This window comes from Stakelama saccharophila (assembly GCF_032229225.1).
Taxonomy (GTDB): domain Bacteria; phylum Pseudomonadota; class Alphaproteobacteria; order Sphingomonadales; family Sphingomonadaceae; genus Sphingomonas; species Sphingomonas saccharophila.
In genome coordinates this window covers 2,287,636-2,306,715 of record NZ_CP135076.1, presented here as the reverse complement: position 1 = coordinate 2,306,715, position 19,080 = coordinate 2,287,636, and the positions used below count along the sequence as shown (strand labels likewise).

At 67.4% G+C, this 19,080-nt stretch carries 13 protein-coding genes; 5 read left to right on the top strand and 8 right to left on the bottom strand.

All coding sequences use genetic code 11. The features are described from left to right. Positions 1–43 precede the first annotated feature (43 nt). The 3 genes from RPR59_RS10675 to RPR59_RS10665 all read right to left on the bottom strand — a co-directional run bounded on the left by RPR59_RS10675 (position 44) and on the right by RPR59_RS10665 (position 3,126). Positions 44–508: a GNAT family N-acetyltransferase gene (locus RPR59_RS10675; protein ID WP_313913851.1), complete on the bottom strand. Its 465-nt coding sequence runs from the start codon at positions 506–508 to the stop codon at positions 44–46. A gap of 97 nt (positions 509–605) precedes the next feature. Next, positions 606–2,504 carry an acetyl/propionyl/methylcrotonyl-CoA carboxylase subunit alpha gene (locus RPR59_RS10670; RefSeq protein ID WP_313913850.1) on the bottom strand — a complete coding sequence of 633 codons (1,899 nt, stop codon included), beginning with the start codon at positions 2,502–2,504 and terminating at the stop codon, positions 606–608. Between the two features lie 142 nt (positions 2,505–2,646). Next, on the bottom strand, positions 2,647–3,126 hold the full coding sequence (locus RPR59_RS10665; protein WP_313913848.1) for a nuclear transport factor 2 family protein: 480 nt from the start codon (positions 3,124–3,126) through the stop codon (positions 2,647–2,649). Between the two features lie 78 nt (positions 3,127–3,204). Here RPR59_RS10665 and RPR59_RS10660 point away from each other — a divergent pair, with 78 nt between their 5' ends. After that, complete coding sequence (locus RPR59_RS10660; RefSeq protein WP_313913845.1) at positions 3,205–3,636, top strand: endonuclease domain-containing protein; 432 nt, start codon at positions 3,205–3,207, stop codon at positions 3,634–3,636. A 23-nt stretch (positions 3,637–3,659) separates the two neighbouring features. On the opposite strand, the gene RPR59_RS10655 is transcribed toward RPR59_RS10660, so the two are convergent. The 4 genes from RPR59_RS10655 to RPR59_RS10640 all read right to left on the bottom strand — a co-directional run bounded on the left by RPR59_RS10655 (position 3,660) and on the right by RPR59_RS10640 (position 11,271). Then, on the bottom strand, positions 3,660–5,261 hold the full coding sequence (locus RPR59_RS10655; RefSeq protein WP_313913843.1) for a carboxyl transferase domain-containing protein: 1,602 nt from the start codon (positions 5,259–5,261) through the stop codon (positions 3,660–3,662). Positions 5,262–5,463: 202 nt separating this feature from the next. Beyond that, complete coding sequence (locus RPR59_RS10650; protein WP_313913841.1) at positions 5,464–6,621, bottom strand: isovaleryl-CoA dehydrogenase; 1,158 nt, start codon at positions 6,619–6,621, stop codon at positions 5,464–5,466. A 182-nt stretch (positions 6,622–6,803) separates the two neighbouring features. After that, positions 6,804–10,397, bottom strand: a complete 3,594-nt coding sequence (locus RPR59_RS10645; protein ID WP_313913839.1) for a hydantoinase B/oxoprolinase family protein — start codon at positions 10,395–10,397, stop codon at positions 6,804–6,806. 289 nt (positions 10,398–10,686) lie between these two features. Further along, positions 10,687–11,271, bottom strand: coding sequence for a GreA/GreB family elongation factor (locus tag RPR59_RS10640; RefSeq protein ID WP_313913837.1), 585 nt, complete (start codon positions 11,269–11,271; stop codon positions 10,687–10,689). Positions 11,272–11,315: 44 nt separating this feature from the next. Here RPR59_RS10640 and RPR59_RS10635 point away from each other — a divergent pair, with 44 nt between their 5' ends. The 4 genes from RPR59_RS10635 (at position 11,316) to RPR59_RS10620 (ending at position 17,383) form a co-directional block, all read left to right on the top strand. Then, positions 11,316–12,389, top strand: a complete 1,074-nt coding sequence (locus tag RPR59_RS10635; protein WP_313913835.1) for an aldose epimerase family protein — start codon at positions 11,316–11,318, stop codon at positions 12,387–12,389. A 150-nt stretch (positions 12,390–12,539) separates the two neighbouring features. Next, entirely contained in the window at positions 12,540–13,838 is a 1,299-nt protein-coding gene (locus RPR59_RS10630) for an ATP-grasp domain-containing protein (protein ID WP_313913832.1), read from the top strand. Next, on the top strand, positions 13,835–15,865 hold the full coding sequence (locus RPR59_RS10625; RefSeq protein WP_313913830.1) for a CocE/NonD family hydrolase: 2,031 nt from the start codon (positions 13,835–13,837) through the stop codon (positions 15,863–15,865). Before RPR59_RS10630 ends, RPR59_RS10625 begins: the two co-directional genes overlap by 4 nt. A gap of 276 nt (positions 15,866–16,141) precedes the next feature. Continuing rightward, the gene (locus RPR59_RS10620; RefSeq protein ID WP_313913828.1) at positions 16,142–17,383 is read left to right on the top strand and encodes an ROK family transcriptional regulator; all 1,242 of its coding nucleotides are present in this window, start codon (positions 16,142–16,144) and stop codon (positions 17,381–17,383) included. 31 nt (positions 17,384–17,414) lie between these two features. Here RPR59_RS10620 and RPR59_RS10615 read toward each other — a convergent pair whose 3' ends face one another. Further along, the gene (locus RPR59_RS10615) at positions 17,415–18,782 is read right to left on the bottom strand and encodes a sugar porter family MFS transporter (RefSeq protein ID WP_313913826.1); all 1,368 of its coding nucleotides are present in this window, start codon (positions 18,780–18,782) and stop codon (positions 17,415–17,417) included. Between the last annotated feature and the right edge of the window lie 298 nt (positions 18,783–19,080).

Below are 19,080 nucleotides of genomic sequence, written 5' to 3'. Positions count from 1 at the left end.
CAGTGCTTCGACAGGCTCAGCACCAACGGGTTGTTGTTTACTGTTATGGCTCCAGCATCAGCTTCATGCCGACATGGCTCTTCGTGAAGCCGAGGCGTTCGTAGAATGCGTGGGCGCGCGTGCGGGCGGTGTTGGAGGTCAGTTGCACGATCCGGCAGCCACGCGCCCGGCACAGGTCGAGGGCGAGCTTCATCATCGCTTCGCCGAGGCCGCGGCCGCGCACCCGTTCGTCGATGCGGACGGCCTCTATCTGGCCGCGCCAGGCGCCGTGGTAGAGCAGGCCGGGAAGCAGGCTGAGCTGGAAGGTGCCGACGACGCGGCCGTCCTGTTCGCCCACGAACAGGAACTGGTTCGGATCGCCCGCGATCGCATCGAACGCGGCGCGGTAGCCGGGGTCGAGCGGCGGACCCGGATCCTCGTCCTCGCCGCCCATCTGATCCTGCCGGAGCAGGGCGACGACGGCCGGCAGGTCCCCGCCATGCGCGTCGCGGATGGTGAAATCGGTCATGTCAGCATCCAATCGCCTTGAGGGTGGTCGAGAAGCGTCTCCGCCAGCCGGCGTGTCTCGACTTCGCTCGACACGAACGGGTTGGAGAATGGCGGGCTCACGGTTCGCTATTCCCGGCCTCGACCAGCGCCAGCAGCGCGCCGTCTTCGACCTGGCCGCCGACGCTGACATTGAGTTCGGACACGGTGCCGTCGAACGGGGCGATCAGGCTGTGCTCCATCTTCATCGCTTCGAGCGTGAGGAGCTTCTGGCCCTTGGTGACGCCGTCGCCCTCGGCCACTTCGACCGCGATCACCTTGCCCGGCATCGGCGCCAGGATCGCGCCATCGGCCGAGGCGGCGCCGGCGCCGACCAGCGCGCGCGGCGTCTGGAACAGGAAGGCGTTGCCGTGTTCGAAGGTGACGATGCCGTCGCGGTCGATCGTCCAGGCGACGAAATCGTCGCCTTCGGCGACATCGACGGTGCGCAACTCGCCGCGATGGACGACAGCGACGCGGTGTGCCGGCGCGGCGTTGAGGCGGAAGCCCGTCATCGCCTGCCAGACGCCCGCGCCGACTTCCGGGATCAGGCTGCCGTCGATTTCGCCCCGCGCCATGGCCGCGACGCGCCAGTGAGCATCCCCCGGTTCGGGCGTATAAGCGAGGTCGTCGATATGATCGCCGATATAGCCGGTGGTCATGCCGGCGGTGCGGAAACCTTCGCTCAGCAGGCAGCGGCGCAGGAAGGCTGCGTTGGTCTTGACCGGCCAGATGCGCGCCTCGTCGATCGCATCGGCAAGGCCATGGATGGCCATGTCGCGGTCCTCGGCATGAACGATCATCTTGGCGATCATGGGATCGTAGAAGGGCGAGACGCGGTCGTCGGCGGCGACGCCGGCATCGATTCGGGCGAGATCGTGCGGCAGGTCGAGCACGCGGAGTTGCCCGGTCGAGGGGAGGAAGCCGCTCGCCGGGTCCTCGGCATAGAGGCGGGCCTCTATAGCATGGCCCTCGATGGTGAGTTCATCCTGGGCGCAGGGCAGGGGTTCGCCGCTGGCGATGCGGAGCTGCCATTCGACCAGGTCCTGCCCGGTGATCGCCTCCGTCACCGGATGTTCGACCTGCAGCCGAGTGTTCATCTCCATGAACCAGGTGCGGTCGCCGCGCAGTCCTTCCGAGGCGTCGGCGATGAACTCGATCGTGCCGGCGCCGACATAGTCGACCGCCTTCGCCGCGCGGACTGCGGCGGCGCAGATTTCGGCGCGTGCCTCGTCGCTCATGCCCGGCGCGGGCGCTTCCTCGATCACCTTCTGGTGGCGGCGCTGCAGCGAGCAGTCGCGCTCGAACAGGTGGACGACATTGCCGTGCGTGTCGCCGAAGATCTGCACCTCGATATGACGGGGCGAGAGGATATATTTCTCGATCAGCACCCGGTCGTCGCCGAAGGAGGACGCCGCCTCGCGCTTGCACGAGGTGAGCATGTCGGCGAATTCGGCCGCATCGTCGACGCGGCGCATCCCCTTGCCGCCGCCGCCGGCGACCGCCTTGATAAGCACCGGATAGCCGATGCGGTCGGCCTCCCGCTTCAACACGTCCGGCGACTGGTCCTCTCCGAGATAACCGGGCGTGGTGGGAACGCCCGCCTCCTGCATCAGCTTCTTGGCGGCATCCTTCAGCCCCATGGCGCGGATGCTCTTGGCCGAGGGGCCGACCCAGACCAGACCGGCATCCGAGACCGCATCCGCGAAATCGGCATTTTCGGAAAGGAAGCCGTAGCCGGGATTGATGGCCTGCGCCCCCGTCTCCTTCGCCGCGGCGATCACGCGCTCACCCACCAGATAGGATTCGGCCGCGGCGGACGGGCCGATATGCACGGCCTCGTCGGCGTCGCGCACGTGCATCGCATGCGCGTCGGCGTCGGAATAGACCGCGACCGTATGGATGCCGAGCGCCCTTGCGGTGCGGATGATGCGGCAGGCGATCTCGCCGCGATTGGCGATGAGCAGCGAACGGATCATGCCCCGAAAACTCCCAAAGGTCGCACAGAGTCGCACCTCGACGCGCGAGGGCACAGGCTGCGCGGTGCGGGGAGGGGGATGCGGACGGTCGGCATTGGTCGCGCCATACCGCACAGCGGGGCCTGTAGGACAGTCTGGATCGTCATTGGCCCGGACATCCCGTTTCGCGCTGCGACCAGGTGACGTTGAGGACCTTCCACGCGCCGTCCTTTCGCACGAGATCGAAATGATCGACGCCGCAATGCGACACCGCGCCGTCGACGGTAAAGACATAGGGGCCCCAGACCATGGCGATGTCGCCGTCCACCTCCACCGCCGGGTTGATCAGGCGTTCCTCGAGCCGCTGGTCGCCCGGTTTGATACCGGCGAGAAATTCGTCCCAGCCCATGTGGCGGATGGTGCGGGTGCCGTCCGGCTGCTCCACCGCGACAGTCGCGCCGCCTTCGGGCAGGAGCCGGGCGCGGATGGCGGAGGCGTCATGCGCGGCGAGGCCGGCGAACATGGCGTTGATGGGCGCGAGCACATTGGCGACTTCCGGCGTCGGCGGCGGGCCGGGGTCGGCCGGCGGCAGCGGCGGCACGGGCGTGGCCTGGGCGGCGAGCAGGAGGAGGATGGGTGGCATGGCGAGCTTTCGTTAATTCCTCCCCGAGCTTGGCTCGGGGAGGGGGACCATGCGAAGCATGGTGGAGGGGAGGGGCGGATGCTGAGAAACCAGGCGCCGAAAGCGCGAACCAGAGCCGTCACGCGCGCACGGTCGTTGCGGCGGCAAATGACGCTGCCGGAGGTGTTGCTGTGGCAGGTGCTGCGCGCTCGTCCGTTCGGTTTGAAGTTTCGGCGGCAAAGCGCTGCGGGGCCGTACGTGCTCGATTTCTATTGCAGCGATGCACGGCTGGCGATCGAGGTGGATGGGGAGGCGCATTCCGGACCCGCGCCCGCGGCGCGTGATGCTCGGCGTGACGCGTTCTTTGCGGCAAAGGGTATCCACACATTGCGCGTTCCGGCCCGCGACGTGCTGCACGATGTCGGGACGACCGTCGATGCCATCGTTGCCGCCTGTCGGGTGCGCTTGCCCCTCCACCACCCGGCTTCGCCGGGCGGTCCCCCTCCCCGAGACGAGCTCGGGGAGGATTGAGGTGCCCGAAGCGCTTCCCATCCTCACATCCGGAAGACGCCGAACTGCGGGCGTTCGGGGATGGGAGCGCCCAGGGTGGCGGCGAAGGCCAGGCCCAGGACGTCTCGGGTTTCGGCGGGGTCGATGATCCCGTCATCCCATAGCCGCGCGGTGGCGTGCCAGGGATTGCCTTCGTCTTCATACTTCCTGCGGATCGGGTTCTTGAACGCCTCCGCTTCTTCCTCGCTCCAGCTATCGGCGTCGCGGTGGACCGTGGCCAGCACGCTCGCCGCCTGTTCGCCGCCCATCACGCTGATGCGGCTGTTCGGCCAGGTGAACAGGAAATTCGGCGAATAGGCGCGGCCGCACATGCCGTAGTTGCCGGCGCCGAAGCTGCCGCCGATCAGGATGGTGACTTTGGGCACGCTCGCCGTCGCCACCGCCGTCACGAGCTTGGCGCCGTCCTTGGCGATGCCCTCCGCCTCGTACTTGCCGCCGACCATGAAGCCGGAGATGTTCTGGAGGAACAGGAGCGGAATGCGGCGCTGTTGCGCGAGTTCGATGAAATGCGCGCCCTTCACCGCGCTTTCGGAGAACAGCACGCCGTTATTGGCGAGGATCGCGACCGGCATACCCCAGATATGGGCGAAGCCGCAGACCAGCGATGTGCCGTACAGCGCCTTGAATTCGTGAAAGGCGCTGTCGTCGACCAGGCGGGCGATCACCTCGTGCACGTCGTAGGGCGCGCGCACGTCCTGCGGAATGAGGCCGTACAGTTCCTCGGCCGCGTAGCGCGGCTCCACCGGCTCGCGCAGGGCGATGTCGGGGTCGCGCGGGGCGGGCAGGGTGGCGACGATGTCGCGGACGATGACCAGGGCGTGATCGTCGTTTTCGGCGACGTGATCGACCACGCCCGACCTGCGTCCGTGCAGGTCGCCGCCGCCCAGATCCTCGGCCGAGATCTCCTCGCCCGTCGCGGCCTTCACCAGCGGCGGGCCGGCGAGGAAGATGGTGCCCTGTTCGCGCACGATGACGCTTTCGTCGGACATGGCCGGCACATAGGCGCCGCCGGCGGTGCAGCTTCCCATGACGCAGGCGATCTGGGGAATCCCTTGCGACGACATCTGCGCCTGGTTGAAGAAGATGCGGCCGAAATGGTCGCGGTCGGGAAAGACCTCCGCCTGGTGCGGCAGGTTGGCGCCGCCGGAATCAACCAGATAGATGCACGGCAGGCGGTTCTGCGCCGCGATCTCCTGCGCGCGCAGATGCTTCTTCACCGTCATCGGGTAATAGGTGCCGCCCTTCACGGTCGCGTCGTTGCACACGATCATGCACAGCCGGCCGGAGACGCGGCCGATGCCGGCGATCATGCCGGCGCCGGGCACCTCTCCGCCATACATGCCGAAGGCGGCGAGCTGACCGATTTCCAGGAAGGGCGCTTGCGCGTCGAGCAGGCGTTCGACCCGGTCGCGCGGGAGCAGCTTGCCGCGGCCGACATGACGTTCGCGCGAGCGTGTGCCGCCGCCCCCGGCCGCCGCCGCGACATCGGCGCGCAGCTTTTCGACCAGATGGCGGTTATGCGCGGCGTTGGCGCGGAAGCCCTCGCTATCGGGCGCGATCTTCGTGTCCAGTGCCGGGCCGCTCATCGTGCTGTCATGTCCTCTCCAAGGTCGATCGCCTGACTAGCCGCGACGGCGCGCGAGCGAAAGGCGTCGGGTCCATCCGGTGGCCATCGGCAGGCGGAAATTCCATGCGCGGCCGGTTGCTCTGTACGTAGGACAAAAAAGAACGCGCGGCCGCGCATGGGTGCTGAAGCGGATTCAGCAAGAAGTCCGGCTGACAGGGCTATCAGACCCCGATCAGCTCTCGACCAATCAAATACCGACGTATTTCATTGGTTCCCGCGCCGATGTCGTAAAGTTTCGCGTCGCGCAAGAGGCGTTCGACGGGCCATTCCTTCGTATAGCCCGCGCCGCCCAGCGCCTGGATCGCCTCCAGCGCTGATTTCACGGCATTTTCCGAGGCGAGCAGGATCGCGCCCGCCGCATCGAAACGCGTCGTTTTTCCCGCGTCGCAGGCACGCGCAACCGAATAGACGTAGCTCCGCGCCGAATTGAGCGCGACATACATGTCCGCGACCTTGGCCTGGACGAGCTGAAAGCTGCCGATGGGCTGGCCGAACTGGCTGCGTTCGCGGACATAGGGCAGGACTGTGTCGAGGCAGGCCTGCATGATGCCGAGCGGGCCGGCGGCGAGCACCGCGCGCTCGTAATCAAGGCCGCTCATCAGCACCTTCGCGCCCTGATTGACCTCGCCCAGCACGTTTTCGGCAGGAACTTCGCAGTCGTCGAATACCAGCTCGGCCGTGTCCGAGCCGCGCATGCCCATCTTGTCGAGCTTTCCGGAAACGGAGAAGCCGGGCATGTCGCGCTCGATCAGGAAGGCGGTGATGCCCTTCGCGCTGGCGTCCGGCTCGGTCTTGGCATAGACGACCAGCGTCGAGGCTTCCGGCGCGTTGGTGATCCAGAATTTCGTGCCGTTCAGGACATAGGCGTCATTGCCGCGTCGCTCGGCGCGCAGCTTCATCGAGACGACGTCGGAGCCGGAGCCGGCTTCCGACATGGCGAGGCTGCCGATATGCTCGCCGGAGATGAGCTTGGGCAGGTATTTCCGCTTCTGTTCATCGCTGCCCCAGCGGCGGATCTGGTTGATGCACAGATTGGAGTGCGCGCCGTAGGAAAGCCCGATCGACGCCGAGGCGCGCGAGATTTCCTCCATCGCCACGCAGTGTTCGAGATAGCCGAGGCCCAGGCCGCCATACTCCTCCTCCACCGTGATGCCGTGCAGGCCCAGCTCGCCCATCAGCGGCCAGAGATCGCGGGGGAATTTGTTGGTCTCGTCCACTTGCGCCGCGATCGGCGCGATCTTGTCGGCGGCGAAGCGCTGCGTGGTTTCGCGGATCATGTCGGCGGTTTCGCCGAGCGCGAAGTCCATGGTCGGTTGCATCGTCTCTCCTGCGGGGCGGTATCGGTTCGTTGCGATTGTAACTATCGGAACGCGCAGGCCAAAGGAAGGGCTCCCCGCGGCGCTCCTGCTTTCGCCCGGACCGGGAGTGTTTGTGCTCCCGCGAAGGCGGGAGCCCAGCCTGGGTTCCCGCCTGCGCGGGGACACACATGGCCGAGCGGATGCTATGGTTCGCCGTAGCCGCCGCCGCCGGGCGTTTCGATGATGAAAACGTCGCCTCGCCGCATTTCCACTGTAGCGCAGGATTCAAGTTGCTCGATGCTTCCATCGGCGCGCTCCACGCGGTTCCGGCCCGGCGCGCCCGTTTCGCCGCCGGCAAGGCCGAAGGGCGGCACCTTGCGGCGGTTCGAGAGGATGCTGGCGGTGACGGGCGCGGTGAAGCGGATGCGGCGGACGGTGCCGTCGCCGCCGCGCCATGTGCCCGCGCCGCCCGAGCCGCGGCGGATGGAAAATTCCTCCAGCAGGACCGGAAAGCGCGTCTCGAAAATCTCGGGATCGGTCATGCGGCTGTTGGTCATGTTGGTCTGCACGGCGCTCGTGCCGGCATAGCCCTCGCCGGCGCCGGAGCCGCCGCAGATCGTCTCGTAATATTGATAGCGGTCGTCGCCGAAGGTGAAGTTGTTCATCGTCCCCTGCGCGGCGGCGCAGGCGCGGAAGGCGCCGAACAGCGCGTCGGTGACGACCTGGCTGACCTCTACATTGCCGGCGACGACGGCGGCCGGATAGGCCGGGTTGAGCATGGAATTTTCGCTCACCACGATGTCGAACGGAGCGAGGCAGCCGTCGTTCATCGGAATGTCCTCGTCCACCAGCGTGCGCGCGACGTAGAGCAGGGCGGCACGCACGATCGAGAAGGGCGCGTTGAAATTGTCGCCGCGCTGGTCGCTGGAGCCGGTGAAGTCGATCCGCGCGCTGCGGGCCTGCGGGTCCACCGTAACCGCGACGGCGACATGGGCGCCATTGTCCATTTCGTAGCGGAACTGCCCATCGGAGATGCGCGCGAGGCGCTGGCGGACCATTTCCTCCGCATTGTCCTGCACATGGCCCATATAGGCGGTGAGCACGTCGAGCCCCTGATCCCCGGCGATGCGCAGTAGCTCGTTCGCCCCGCGCGCGCATGCCGCGATCTGGGCGCGGATGTCGCCGGCATTCTGATCCGGGTTGCGCGCCGGCATGGGGCCGGAGGCGAGCAGCTCGCGCAGGTCGGCCTCGCGGAAGCGGCCTTCGTCGACGAGGAGAAAATCGTCGATCAAAATGCCTTCCTCCTCGATCGTGCGGCTGTCCGAGGGCATGGAGCCGGGCGTCTTGCCGCCGATATCGGCCTGGTGCCCGCGGGCGGCGACGTAGAAGTCGGGCGCGGTCGCCGCTTCGGTGGCGAAGACGGGCATGATGACGGTCACGTCGGGCAGGTGCGTGCCGCCATGATAGGGATTGTTGAGGGCATAGACGTCGCCGCGCCGGATGCCGCGGCCATCGGCGCTGCTCCCTCGGTTTGCCATGACGGCGCGGATGCTTTCGCCCATCGAGCCGAGATGCACCGGCATGTGCGGCGCGTTGGCGACGAGATTGCCGGACCGGTCGAAGACCGCGCAGGAGAAGTCGAGCCGTTCCTTGATGTTCACCGAATAGGCGGTCTGTTGCAGCGCCACGCCCATCTGCTGCGCGATCGCCATGAACAGGTTGTTGAAGAGTTCGAGGCGGACGGGATCGACCTCGGTCCCGGCGGCGGTGACGGCCCGGCGCGCGGCGACGCGGGCGATCATCAGGTTGGCCGCATCGTCGATTTCGCCGCGCCAGCCCGGCGCGATCAGCGTGGTTCCCGAGCCGTCGACGACGATCGCCGGTCCGTCCTGCGTCCAGCCGGCGGGAAGGTGTTCGCGGTCGAACAGCGGCACGTCCCGGCTTTCGCCGTGGATGTGCGTGGCGACGATGGCCGGATCGGCGCCGGCGCCGGTGGGAAAGCCGGCTTCGGCGGCGAGGGCGGGGCCGATCGCCTCGACCTCTGCACTGTCGATGACGAGCGGGGTGTCTTCCTGCGCGAAGCCGAAGCGGGTGCGGTGGCGCTCGGTAAATCGCGCGGCGAGCGTATCGAGCGGCTCGGCCGGCAGGGTGAGGACGCTGTCGGCGCCTGCGTAGCGCAGCTTGAAGCGGCGCTCGACGCGCTCGGTCCCGGCGCCCTGTTCGGCAAGATCCGCGCTTGCATCGCGTTCGAGCGCCGCGAGCGTCTCCAGACCGCGCTCGCTGCCGCCGTCCAGCGGTTCGGCGACGGTGGCTTCGCGCATGACGCGCTGCGTCGCCAGCCCCATGCCGAAGGCGGAGAGCACACCGGCGAGCGGATGGATCATCACCCGGTCGATGCCGAGTGTGTCCGCGACGAGGCACGCATGTTGCCCGCCCGCGCCGCCGAAGCTGGCGAGGGTGTAGCGGGCGAGATCGTGGCCCTTGGCAACGGAGATGGTCTTGATCGCGTTCGCCATGGCGGCGACGGCGATGGCCAGAAAGCCCTCGGCCAGTTCCTCCGGGCTCTGGCGTTTGCCGGTGGCGCGCTCGACCTCGTCCGCCAGTTCCTCGAAGCGCTTACGTACCGCTCGGGTGTCGATCGGCTGGTCCGCGTCGGGGCCGAAGACGCGGGGGAAATGGTCGGCCTGGATGCGGCCGAGCAGGACGTTGCAGTCGGTGACGGTCAGCGGGCCGCCCTTGCGATAGCAGGCAGGCCCCGGATCGGCGCCGGCGGATTCGGGACCGACCGTCAGGCGCATCCCGTCGAAGCTACAGATCGAGCCGCCGCCGGCCGCGACCGTGTGGATCTGGAGCATCGGCGCGCGCACCCGCATGCCGGCGACGATCGCCTCGCCAGTGCGCTCATATTCGCCGGCATGGTGCGAAACGTCGGTTGAGGTGCCGCCCATGTCGAAGCCGATGACACGGTCGATGCCGGCGGAATTGGCGGTCGCGGCCATGCCGACGATGCCGCCGGCCGGGCCGGACAGGATCGCGTCCTTGCCGCGAAAGGACTGCGCCTCGGCCAAGCCGCCGTTCGATTGCATGAACAGGAGTTGCGTGTCGTCGCCGAGCGCGCCGGCCACGCGGTCGACATAGCGGCGCAGCACGGGCGAGAGATAGGCGTCGATGACGGTGGTTTCGCCGCGCCCGACCAGCTTTACCAGCGCCGCGACCTCGTGCCCGGTGGAGATCTGGGTGAAGCCGATGTCGCGGGCGATTCCCTCAAGCCGCTTTTCGTGATCGGTGTAGCGGTAGCCGTGCATCAGGACGATGGCGATGCTGCGCAGGCCGGCGTCGTATGCACGTTGCAGGTCGGCGCGGGCGGCGTCTTCATCGAGCGGGGTCAGTACCTCACCATCCGCCGTAACGCGTTCGTCGATCTCGACGACGCGATCATAGGCCTGGTCGGGCAGCCTGATTTCGCGGGCGAAGAGATCGGGGCGATCCTGATAGCCGATGCGCAGGGCATCGCCGAAGCCCTTCGTGATCGCGAGCAGCGTCGGTTCGCCCTTGTGTTCGAGCAGCGCGTTGGTGGCGACCGTGGTGCCCATCTTGACCGCCGCGACATCGGACAGTGCGGCGCCCGCCTGGGCGGTGATGCGGCGGATGCCCTCGACGGCGGCATCGTCATATTGCTCGGCATTTTCCGACAGCAGCTTCATCGAGCGGATCGTGCCGCCGGGTTCGCGCGCCACCACATCGGTGAAGGTGCCGCCGCGGTCGATCCAGAATTGCCAGTTGCTGTCGGCGGCCATGCGGTCTCCTGAAGGTCGTTTCGAATGCGTCCGGTCGCGGCGGTCAACCGGTGGAACCCGATTGCGATCCACGATCGCCGCGGGAAAGCCCCCTTATCCGTGCGAGGGCGGCGACCCTATTCACCCGTCCCGGATCGAAGCGCAACCGCGCGGAAGGTGGATCCCCGCCTTCGCGGGTATGACGGGTGGGCGTGGCGGATGACTGGGCGTAGCGGGGATGACGGGGCCGGCGCGAGTGATGAGGACGGGTGCAAAAATCCCGCGTGTCGGGAGCGGCGATGCTTCGTGGTCAGGCGTCGGGGGCGTTCACGATTTCCAGGATTTCGAGGTCCTGTTCCTTCCCGCCCGCGACGAATTGCGTGACGTCGCCGACCTCCAGCCCGTCGATCGCGCGGGCGAGCGGCGACGTCCAGGCGATGCGGCCCGAGCGCGGTTCCGCCTCGTCCTCGCCCACGATCCGCAGGCGTTCGCGCCGACCGCCGCGCGAGAGGGTCACGGTAATGCCGAACGCGACCGTATCGGGCGCGTCGGGCGCGGGCATGATACGCATGCTGCTCTTGCGCACGCGCCAGTAATCGAGGTCGCGCTCGATGAGGGGACGGTCGGTGTCATCGGCGTCGGCAAGGTCCGCTTCCAGCCGGGCGACGGTCCGCTCGATCAGCTCCGCACCGCGTTCGGTCACCAGATTGGGCGCGTCGCTGATCCGGCGCGGGCGCGGCGGGGGCGGCGGCGCGTCGCTGTCTTCCTTTACGAATGCTCTGCTCATGCCCTCGGCAACGGCCTGGGCGACCCATTTGCTCCCATCGCCGTGTTTGAGTGCCGCGCCGTGTTGCTGTAGCCGTTCGCCATTGGCGGCCGGCTGGCGGGGCCGCATGCGATCAGGGCCCGGTATGCAGCGGGCGCGAACCAGGAGCGGCGATGACGGAATTGCGGCGGGAATCATTCGGCACGCTGCCCGGCGGCCGGGTGGTGGAGGCGATCACGCTTTCCAACGGTCACGGGATCGAGGCGACGATCATCACCTATGGCGCGACGCTGCAACGGCTGATGCTGCCCGATCGGCGCGGAGAGGCCGCCGATGTCGCGCTGGGCTATCCCGACCTCCAGCGCTATCTGGACGAGCCGCAATATCTCGGCGCCACGATCGGCCGCTATGCCAATCGCATCGCCGGGGGGTGTTTCACTCTGGACGGCGAGACGCACCGGATCGCGACCAACGAAGGTGCGAACGTCCTGCACGGCGGTCCGGAAGGTTTCGACAAGCGGCTGTGGGACGTGGTGGAGACGGCCGGTGCGCCGGAGCCTTCGGTGACGCTGCGCCTGGAAAGCGCAGATGGGGACATGGGCTTTCCCGGCATGCTCTCGGTGACGGCGCGGTTCTCGCTCGACGATGCCGGACGGCTGACCATCGCTTATGCCGCGCGTACCGATGCGCCGACGATCGTCAACCTGACCAACCATACCTATTGGAACCTTGCCGGCGAAGGCAGCGGCAGCGCACTGGGGCACCTGCTGGCGGTGGCGGCGGATGCGATCACGCCCGTGGGGCACGACCTGATCCCGACGGGCGAGGTCAGCGGCGTGGCCGGCACCTCGTTCGATTTCCGCACGCCGCGCCGCATCGCCGAGCATATCCGCAACGCCGACGAACCGCAGATCGCCATGGTCGGCGGCTATGACCACAATTTCGTGCTGTCCCCGGCCGGGGACCACGGACTGCGCCGCATCGCCGAGCTGCGCGAGCCGGAATCCGGGCGCGGCTTTGAACTCTGGTCGGACCAGCCGGGCCTGCAATTCTATACGGCCAACCATTTCGACGGAACGATTGCCGGCAAGTCGGATCGCCTCTATCGCCAGGGCGACGCCGTGGCGCTGGAGCCGCAACGCTTTCCCGATACGCCCAACCGGCCCGATTTCGGATCGGCGCGGCTCGACCCAGGCCAGCTCTATCGCAACACAATGGTCTATCGCTTCATCACCGGCGGGCGGTAATCGCCGCCCGCACGCGCCGCGCCCGACCGTGCGGCGATTCGGCCCGCCCTGTCGAAATTCGCGCGCCCGGCGGAACACAGCCCGGTCATACGCATTGACGAGGCTCTGCGAAGTCGTTGAGAAATCACGCCGAGGGGTCCGTATCGCGCCATGAAGAAAGTCTTTGTCATCGGGCTGGAGCCCTTTAACCTCGAGATGCTGGACGCCCTGGTGGGCGATGAGGACATCGAGTTCCACGAGGCGCTCAGCGCGGACGAGGCGGTCAATGTCGACGGCCCGTTCAAGCTGCACGACCTGATCCAGCTCGCCGAACAGCGGATGGACGAATACGGCCCGGCCGACGGCATCCTGAACTATTGGGACTTTCCCGGCGCCTGCCTCGGCCCGATGCTGGCGAAGCGCAACGGCCTGCCGGGCCCGAGCCTGGAATCGGTCGCGACGCTGGAGCACAAATACTGGGCGCGGCGCGAGATGGAGAAGGTCATCCCCGAGGCATCGACCCGCTATTGCGCGGTCGATCCGTTCGCCGACGATCCGCGGTCGCAGGTTGATCTGAAATATCCCTATTGGATCAAGCCGTTCGTATCCCACTCCTCCTATCTCGGCTTCAAGATATCGGGCGAGGAGGATTTCAACACCGCGATCCAGGCGATCCGCGAGGGGATCGGCCTGTTCGGCGACCCGTTCAACGAGTTCCTCGACAAGGTCGACATGCCCGAGGATCTGAAGAATATCGGCGGTCGCCACTGCATTGCCGAGGAAAGCATCGCGGCCGATGCGCAGGTGACGCTGGAAGGCTATGCCTTCGACGGCGACGTGGTCGTCTATGGCGCGGTCGACAGCGTGCGCGAAGGCGGCGCGGGCTCTTCCTTCTCCCGCTACGAATATCCGTCCGCTCTGCCGAGCGAGCTGATCGAGCGCATGAGCGAGACGACGAAGAGATATCTGAGGCATGTCGGCCTCGACAATAGCGCCTTCAACGTCGAGTTCTTTTGGGACCGGGAAAGCGACCGGATCAGCCTGCTGGAGGTGAATACGCGCCTGTCCAAGAGCCATGCGCCGCTGTTCCGCGACGTCGACGGGCGCAGCCATCAGAAGATCGGACTCGACCTTGCGCTCGGGCGGCGGCCGCAATTTCAAAAGGGCGCCGGCGACTGGCCCTATGCCGCCAAGTTCATGGTCCGCCTGTTCCAGGACGGCAAGATCAAGCGCGTGCCGTCGGCAACGGAAATCCACCACATGCAGACGCGCTATCCGGAAGCGATGGTGCAGGTGCTGGTCGAGGAAGGGCAGCGCCTGTCGCACCTGGCCTTTCAGGACAGCTACAGCTTCGAGGTGGCGGACATCTTCATCGGCGGGCGCAGCAACGAGGAACTCGTCGACAAATATACCGATATGATGGATTGCCTGCCCTTCGAGGTCGATCTGACGGCACCCGCGCCGCAATGACCTTTATCGATGATTTCCCCGAAAGCGTCGAAATCCAGGATCATGTCGTCATCCGCATGGCCGACGGCGTGGCGTTGTCGGCGCGGATCTGGATGCCGGCCTGCGCCCATGGCAGGCCGGTGCCCGCGATCCTGGAATATATCCCCTATCGTAAGCGGTTCGGCTCCGCCCCGCGCGACGAGATGACGCACGGCTATATGGCGGGCCACGGCTATGCCTGCGTGCGCGTCGACATTCGCGGCAGCGGCGAATCCGAAGGGGTGCTGACCGACGAATATCTGGCGCAGGAACTGCAGGACGGCGTCGCGATCCTCGACTGGATCGCGGCGCAGCCCTGGTGCGACGGCAATATCGGGATGATGGGGATAAGCTGGGGCGGGTTCAACGCGCTGCAGATCGCCGCGCTCCGGCCGAAGCCGCTGAAGGCGATCATGGCCTGTTCGGCGACCGACGATCGCTATGCCGACGACGTGCATCACATGGGCGGCTGCGTGCTGGGCGACAACCTGTCCTGGGCGTCGGTGATGTTCGCCTATAACAGCCTGCCGCCCGATCCCGCGCTGGTCGGCGACAAGTGGCGCAAGATGTGGTTCGACCGGCTGGAGGGCAGCGGCTTCTGGTTGGAGAAATGGCTGCGCCACCAGCGTCGCGACGCCTATTGGCGGCACGGGTCGGTGTGCGAGAACTATGCCGATATCGACATCCCGGTGATGACGGTCAGCGGCTGGGCGGACGGCTATACCAATTCGGTGTTCCGCCTGCTCGAACATCTCGACGTGCCGCGTCGCGGGCTGGTCGGCCCGTGGGCGCATACCTATCCCCACCTCGGCAGTCCGGGGCCGGCGATCGACTTTCTGGGCGAGCTGAAACGCTGGTGGGATCACTGGCTGAAGGGCGAGGACAACGGCGCGATGGATGGGCCGCAGCTCCTCGCCTACATGCAGGACAGCGAGCCGCCGACGACCAGCTATACCGAACGCACCGGCCGATGGGTGGGCGAGGATAGCTGGCCGTCGCCCAAGATCGGGAACCGGGCGTTCGCCCTGCGGCGCGGCCGGCTGCTGCCGGCGGACGGCGACATCGGCGCGCCGGAGCCGGCGAAGGAGACGATCCGGTCGCCGCTCACCACCGGGCTGTTCGCGGGCAAATGGTGTTCCTATGCCTCCGGACCCGATCTCGCCCATGACCAGCGCCAGGAAGATGGGGGCGCGCTGGTTTTCCAGACCAGGCCGCTCGACCGTCCGATCGAGATACTGGGCGCGGCGAAGCTCCGCCTGCGCGTGGCGGTGGACCGGCCCGTGGCGATGATCGCGGCGCGGCTGTGCGACGTGCTGCCCAACGGATCGGTAACGCGCTTCACCTTCGGCCTGCTCAACCTGACGCATCGCAAGAGTCGCCAGCATCCCGAACCGATGGAGCCGGGCGAGCCGGAAACGGTGGAGATCCAGCTCAACAATATCGGGCAGGTGATCCCGGCGGGGCACCGGCTGCGCCTGTCGCTGTCGACCTCCTATTGGCCGCTCGCATGGCCGTCGCCGGAGCCGTTCTTCCTCGACGTGCACCTTGCCGACAGCGTCCTCGAGGTGCCGGTGCGCGAGCCGCGCGCGGAGGACGACGATATCCGTTCGCTGGGCAAACCGCAGATGGCGCGGCCGAACGCGCGCGAGCTGCTGGAGCCCGAACGGCACGACTGGTTCGTCCACCGCGACCTGGCGACCGACGAATCGGTGCTGGAGGTCGTCGACAATCGCGGCGTGCACCACCACGAAGCGACGGGCCTCGTCGTCGGCACGCGCGCGGTCGAACGCTACCGCGTGCAGGACAACGACGTCCACTCGGTGGCCGGCGAGACCGAATGGCATCGCAGCATGGCGCGTGACGACTGGCGCATCCGCACGCGGACGCATACGCGGATGACGTCGGACGACGCCAATTTCTACCTGCAGGGCGAACTGGACGCCTATGAGGGCGACGGTCGCGTCTTTTGCCGGACCTGGAACTGCGCCATCCCGCGCGACCATGTGTGACGCGTCGGCGCCCTGGGCGTCTTGTTCCACCTTCTTGTGCTCCCGCGGAAGGCGGGAGCCCGGTCTGGGTCCCCGCCTTCGCGGGGACACATAGATGCGGTTGCGGGGCTTTGCGGAACGGGGGACCAGCCGGTGAGGCCCGCCCGCTGGTGATTGGATCGCGCGCGGCGATTCCGCCATATTAAGAAATCGAGATTATTAAAACGCTATGCTGGTTCGGCTTTATGCCCTAGCAGGGGGGGTGAGCATTCCTTCGCACTGGGAGACGATTTCCAGATGACGTTCAGCATTCCGGGCCCCGGCCGCCGCCAGCCGGTCACCAACGGCAGCGACAGCCGCACCGCGCGCCTGACCCTGAGCCTTTCCGGCACCAACCTGGAACGCGCCGGCGATTACAATCAGCGTATCGTGTTGCAGGCGATCCGCCTGGCGGGAGAAACGACGCGGAGCGAACTGGCGCGCGTGACCGGGCTGACCGCGCCGACGATCGCCAACATCACCAAGCGCCTGGCCGATCTGGATCTGGTGACCCCGGCGGGACGGCTGCAGGGCAGGCGGGGCCAGCCGGCGATGCGGATCGTCATCAATCCCGACGGCGCCTTTGCGATCGGCCTCAACATCGACCGCGACCATATCACCATGGTGACGCTCGACCTGGCGGGGAAGATCCGCAGCCGGCAGACCTGCGAGATCGCCTTTGCGCTTCCCGGCGCAGTGGTCGAGTATATTCGCGACGTGCTGCCGAAATTGCTGGAAGCCGGCGGAATCGACCGCGACCGCGTGCTGGGCGTGGGGATCGCGCTTCCCGACGACCTGGGCCGTATCAGCCTGCCGCACCGGCCGAAGGACTATGATGCGTGGGACGGCATCGACCTCGGCGCGTTGTTGCATGAGGTGTTGCCCTGGCCGCTTTACGCCGACAACGACGCGGCGTCGGCCGCGCTGGGCGAGGCGCATCTCGGCAACGGCATCGCGCTGCCCAGCTTTTTCTATCTGTTGATCAGCGCCGGCCTGGGCGGCGGCCTGGTGATCGACCGCAGCTATGTCCGCGGCGCCGATTCCCGGTCCGGCGAGATCTGGGCCATGCCCGATCCCAGGGGCGGGGAAGGCGCGAACGTTCAGGACACCGTGTCCCTGTCGGCCCTGTATGCGCGTCTGGAGGCGGCCGGCCATGCCGTCGAGCGGCCCCGGGCGCTGGTCGAGGGATCGCCGGAACGCGACGCCGTGATCACCGCCTGGCTGGACGACGCGGCCGAGGTGCTGATGCCGCCGCTGATCGCGGTGAACTGCCTGATCAATCCGTCGGCCATCCTGATCGGCGGGCGCCTGCCCGGCAAGCTGGCCGACGGCCTGGTCGACCGGCTCAACACGCGGATGGCCGAGCGCGACCTGCCGGCCGTGGCGCCGGTGCGGCGGGGGGAGACGGCCGATGACGCCTCCGCCATCGGCGCCGCGATCATTCCGTTCCTCGACCATGTCCTGCCGTCCGAATCGATCCTGATGCAGGCCGGTCGCTGAGGACCGGCGGCACGGACGCAGGAGGGCGCGGTCAGCGCCGCTCCATCCGCTGTGCCATGTCGTCGAGGTCGACGCCGCGCGTTTCGGGAAAGAAGGTCGCGACGACGATGAACTGCACCACCATGGCGGCGGCGAAGATCGCGAACGGGGCGCCGGGCGACCAGGCCACCAGCACCGGAAAGACGCCGGCGATCAGGGCGTTCATCAGCCAATGGGTGCTGGCGCCGAGCGCGCTGCCCCGTCCGCGCACCGGCGTGGGGAACACTTCGGAAATATAGACCCAGATCACGGCGCCCTGGCTGGTGGCGAAGAAGGCGATGAAACCGGCGAGCGCGGGAAGCATCCACGGCGACCGCAACAGGTCGAACATCACGCCCGCCGCGGTGCCGAGGCACAGCGTCATGCCCGCCGCGCCGATCAGCAGCAGCGTCTTTCGCCCCAGCCGGTCGATCAACGCCATGCCGACCAGCGTGAAGACGAGGTTGGCGACGCCGATGAGGACGGCCTGCCGGTCGGGCGACAGCGATCCGGCCCGGGCGAAAATATCGTTGAGATAATAAAGGACGGCATTGATGCCGGCGAGCTGGTTGAACATGGCGACCAGGATGGCGAGCATGATCGGGCGGCGGTGGCGGCGCCAGGACAGTTTCTCGTCGGGCGGATCGCGTTCCAGCGCCCGCTCCACGCCCGCCAGTTCCGCCGCCGCAGCCGGAGCGGACATGCCGATGCGGGCGAGCGCGGCCGCGGCCTCTTCGCGGCGTCCCTTCACCATCAGCCAGCGCGGGCTGTTGGGGATGGCGAACAGGAGGACGAAGAAGAGGAGGGCGGGCGCCGCCGTCACGCCCAGCTTCCACCGCCAGGCGGCGTCGCCTTCGACCAGGCCGGCGATCACGGCATTGCTGAGATAGGCGACGAGAATGCCGATGACGATCATGAGCTGGAACAGGCCGACGAGCAGCCCGCGCCGCCGGGGCGGGGCGATTTCGGCGATATATACCGGTGCGAGCACCGACGAGCCGCCGATTGCGAGGCCGCAGACGAAGCGGAAGGCGAGGAACGGCACCCATGCGGAGACGAGCGCGCAGCCGAGCCCGGCGATGAAATAGAATGCCGCAAGCACGCGCAGGCAGTTCCGGCTGCCCAGGGCGTCGCCGGGCTTGCCGGTGCCCAATGCGCCGACGAGCGTCCCCCATAAAGCGGCCGAAACCGTGATGCCCAGCGTTTCGGGCGTCAGGCGGAACAGGTCCGTGAGGTCGCCGGTCACGCCGGCGATCACGGCGGTGTCGAAGCCGAACAGCAGGCCGGCCAGCGCTGCCGTGCCGATCGCCGCGGCTAGCGTGGCGCCGCCGGCGCGGTGCCGGCCCTCCGGCAGTGTCGAAGCGTGGATATGGTCCGGCATTGCTCTCTCTCCCGTGCGGCGACCATCCGTCTGGATCTTTTCGTCTGCACCCCGGATAACGGGTCGCGGCGAACAAATAAATTAATTTTCGTTATCGCCTTGACCATGGGTGCGGCCGGCTACACGATCCGCGCCGTTGCGGACGAACGTCGCCTGCCGGCGGATATCGAAGCGGCGCGTCGGCCGCACGCCTGTGCCGATGGACAGGGGACGGCGCGCGCGCAGGATTTTCGCGCCGGGGCCTGTTCACGGGCGCGCAGGTGCCGGTATAGGCGCGCGTCGGCGTTCGGAACCGAGT

What these genes read in the sequence shown, in the direction of transcription:
- RPR59_RS10675 (WP_313913851.1), bottom strand. Translation starts at nt 508, where the DNA reads ATGACCGATTTCACCATCCGCGACGCGCATGGCGGGGACCTGCCGGCC.
- RPR59_RS10670 (WP_313913850.1), bottom strand. Translation starts at nt 2,504, where the DNA reads ATGATCCGTTCGCTGCTCATCGCCAATCGCGGCGAGATCGCCTGCCGC.
- RPR59_RS10665 (WP_313913848.1), bottom strand. Translation starts at nt 3,126, where the DNA reads ATGCCACCCATCCTCCTCCTGCTCGCCGCCCAGGCCACGCCCGTGCCG.
- RPR59_RS10660 (WP_313913845.1), top strand. Translation starts at nt 3,205, where the DNA reads ATGCTGAGAAACCAGGCGCCGAAAGCGCGAACCAGAGCCGTCACGCGC.
- RPR59_RS10655 (WP_313913843.1), bottom strand. Translation starts at nt 5,261, where the DNA reads ATGAGCGGCCCGGCACTGGACACGAAGATCGCGCCCGATAGCGAGGGC.
- RPR59_RS10650 (WP_313913841.1), bottom strand. Translation starts at nt 6,621, where the DNA reads ATGCAACCGACCATGGACTTCGCGCTCGGCGAAACCGCCGACATGATC.
- RPR59_RS10645 (WP_313913839.1), bottom strand. Translation starts at nt 10,397, where the DNA reads ATGGCCGCCGACAGCAACTGGCAATTCTGGATCGACCGCGGCGGCACC.
- RPR59_RS10640 (WP_313913837.1), bottom strand. Translation starts at nt 11,271, where the DNA reads ATGCGGCCCCGCCAGCCGGCCGCCAATGGCGAACGGCTACAGCAACAC.
- RPR59_RS10635 (WP_313913835.1), top strand. Translation starts at nt 11,316, where the DNA reads ATGACGGAATTGCGGCGGGAATCATTCGGCACGCTGCCCGGCGGCCGG.
- RPR59_RS10630 (WP_313913832.1), top strand. Translation starts at nt 12,540, where the DNA reads ATGAAGAAAGTCTTTGTCATCGGGCTGGAGCCCTTTAACCTCGAGATG.
- RPR59_RS10625 (WP_313913830.1), top strand. Translation starts at nt 13,835, where the DNA reads ATGACCTTTATCGATGATTTCCCCGAAAGCGTCGAAATCCAGGATCAT.
- RPR59_RS10620 (WP_313913828.1), top strand. Translation starts at nt 16,142, where the DNA reads ATGACGTTCAGCATTCCGGGCCCCGGCCGCCGCCAGCCGGTCACCAAC.
- RPR59_RS10615 (WP_313913826.1), bottom strand. Translation starts at nt 18,782, where the DNA reads ATGCCGGACCATATCCACGCTTCGACACTGCCGGAGGGCCGGCACCGC.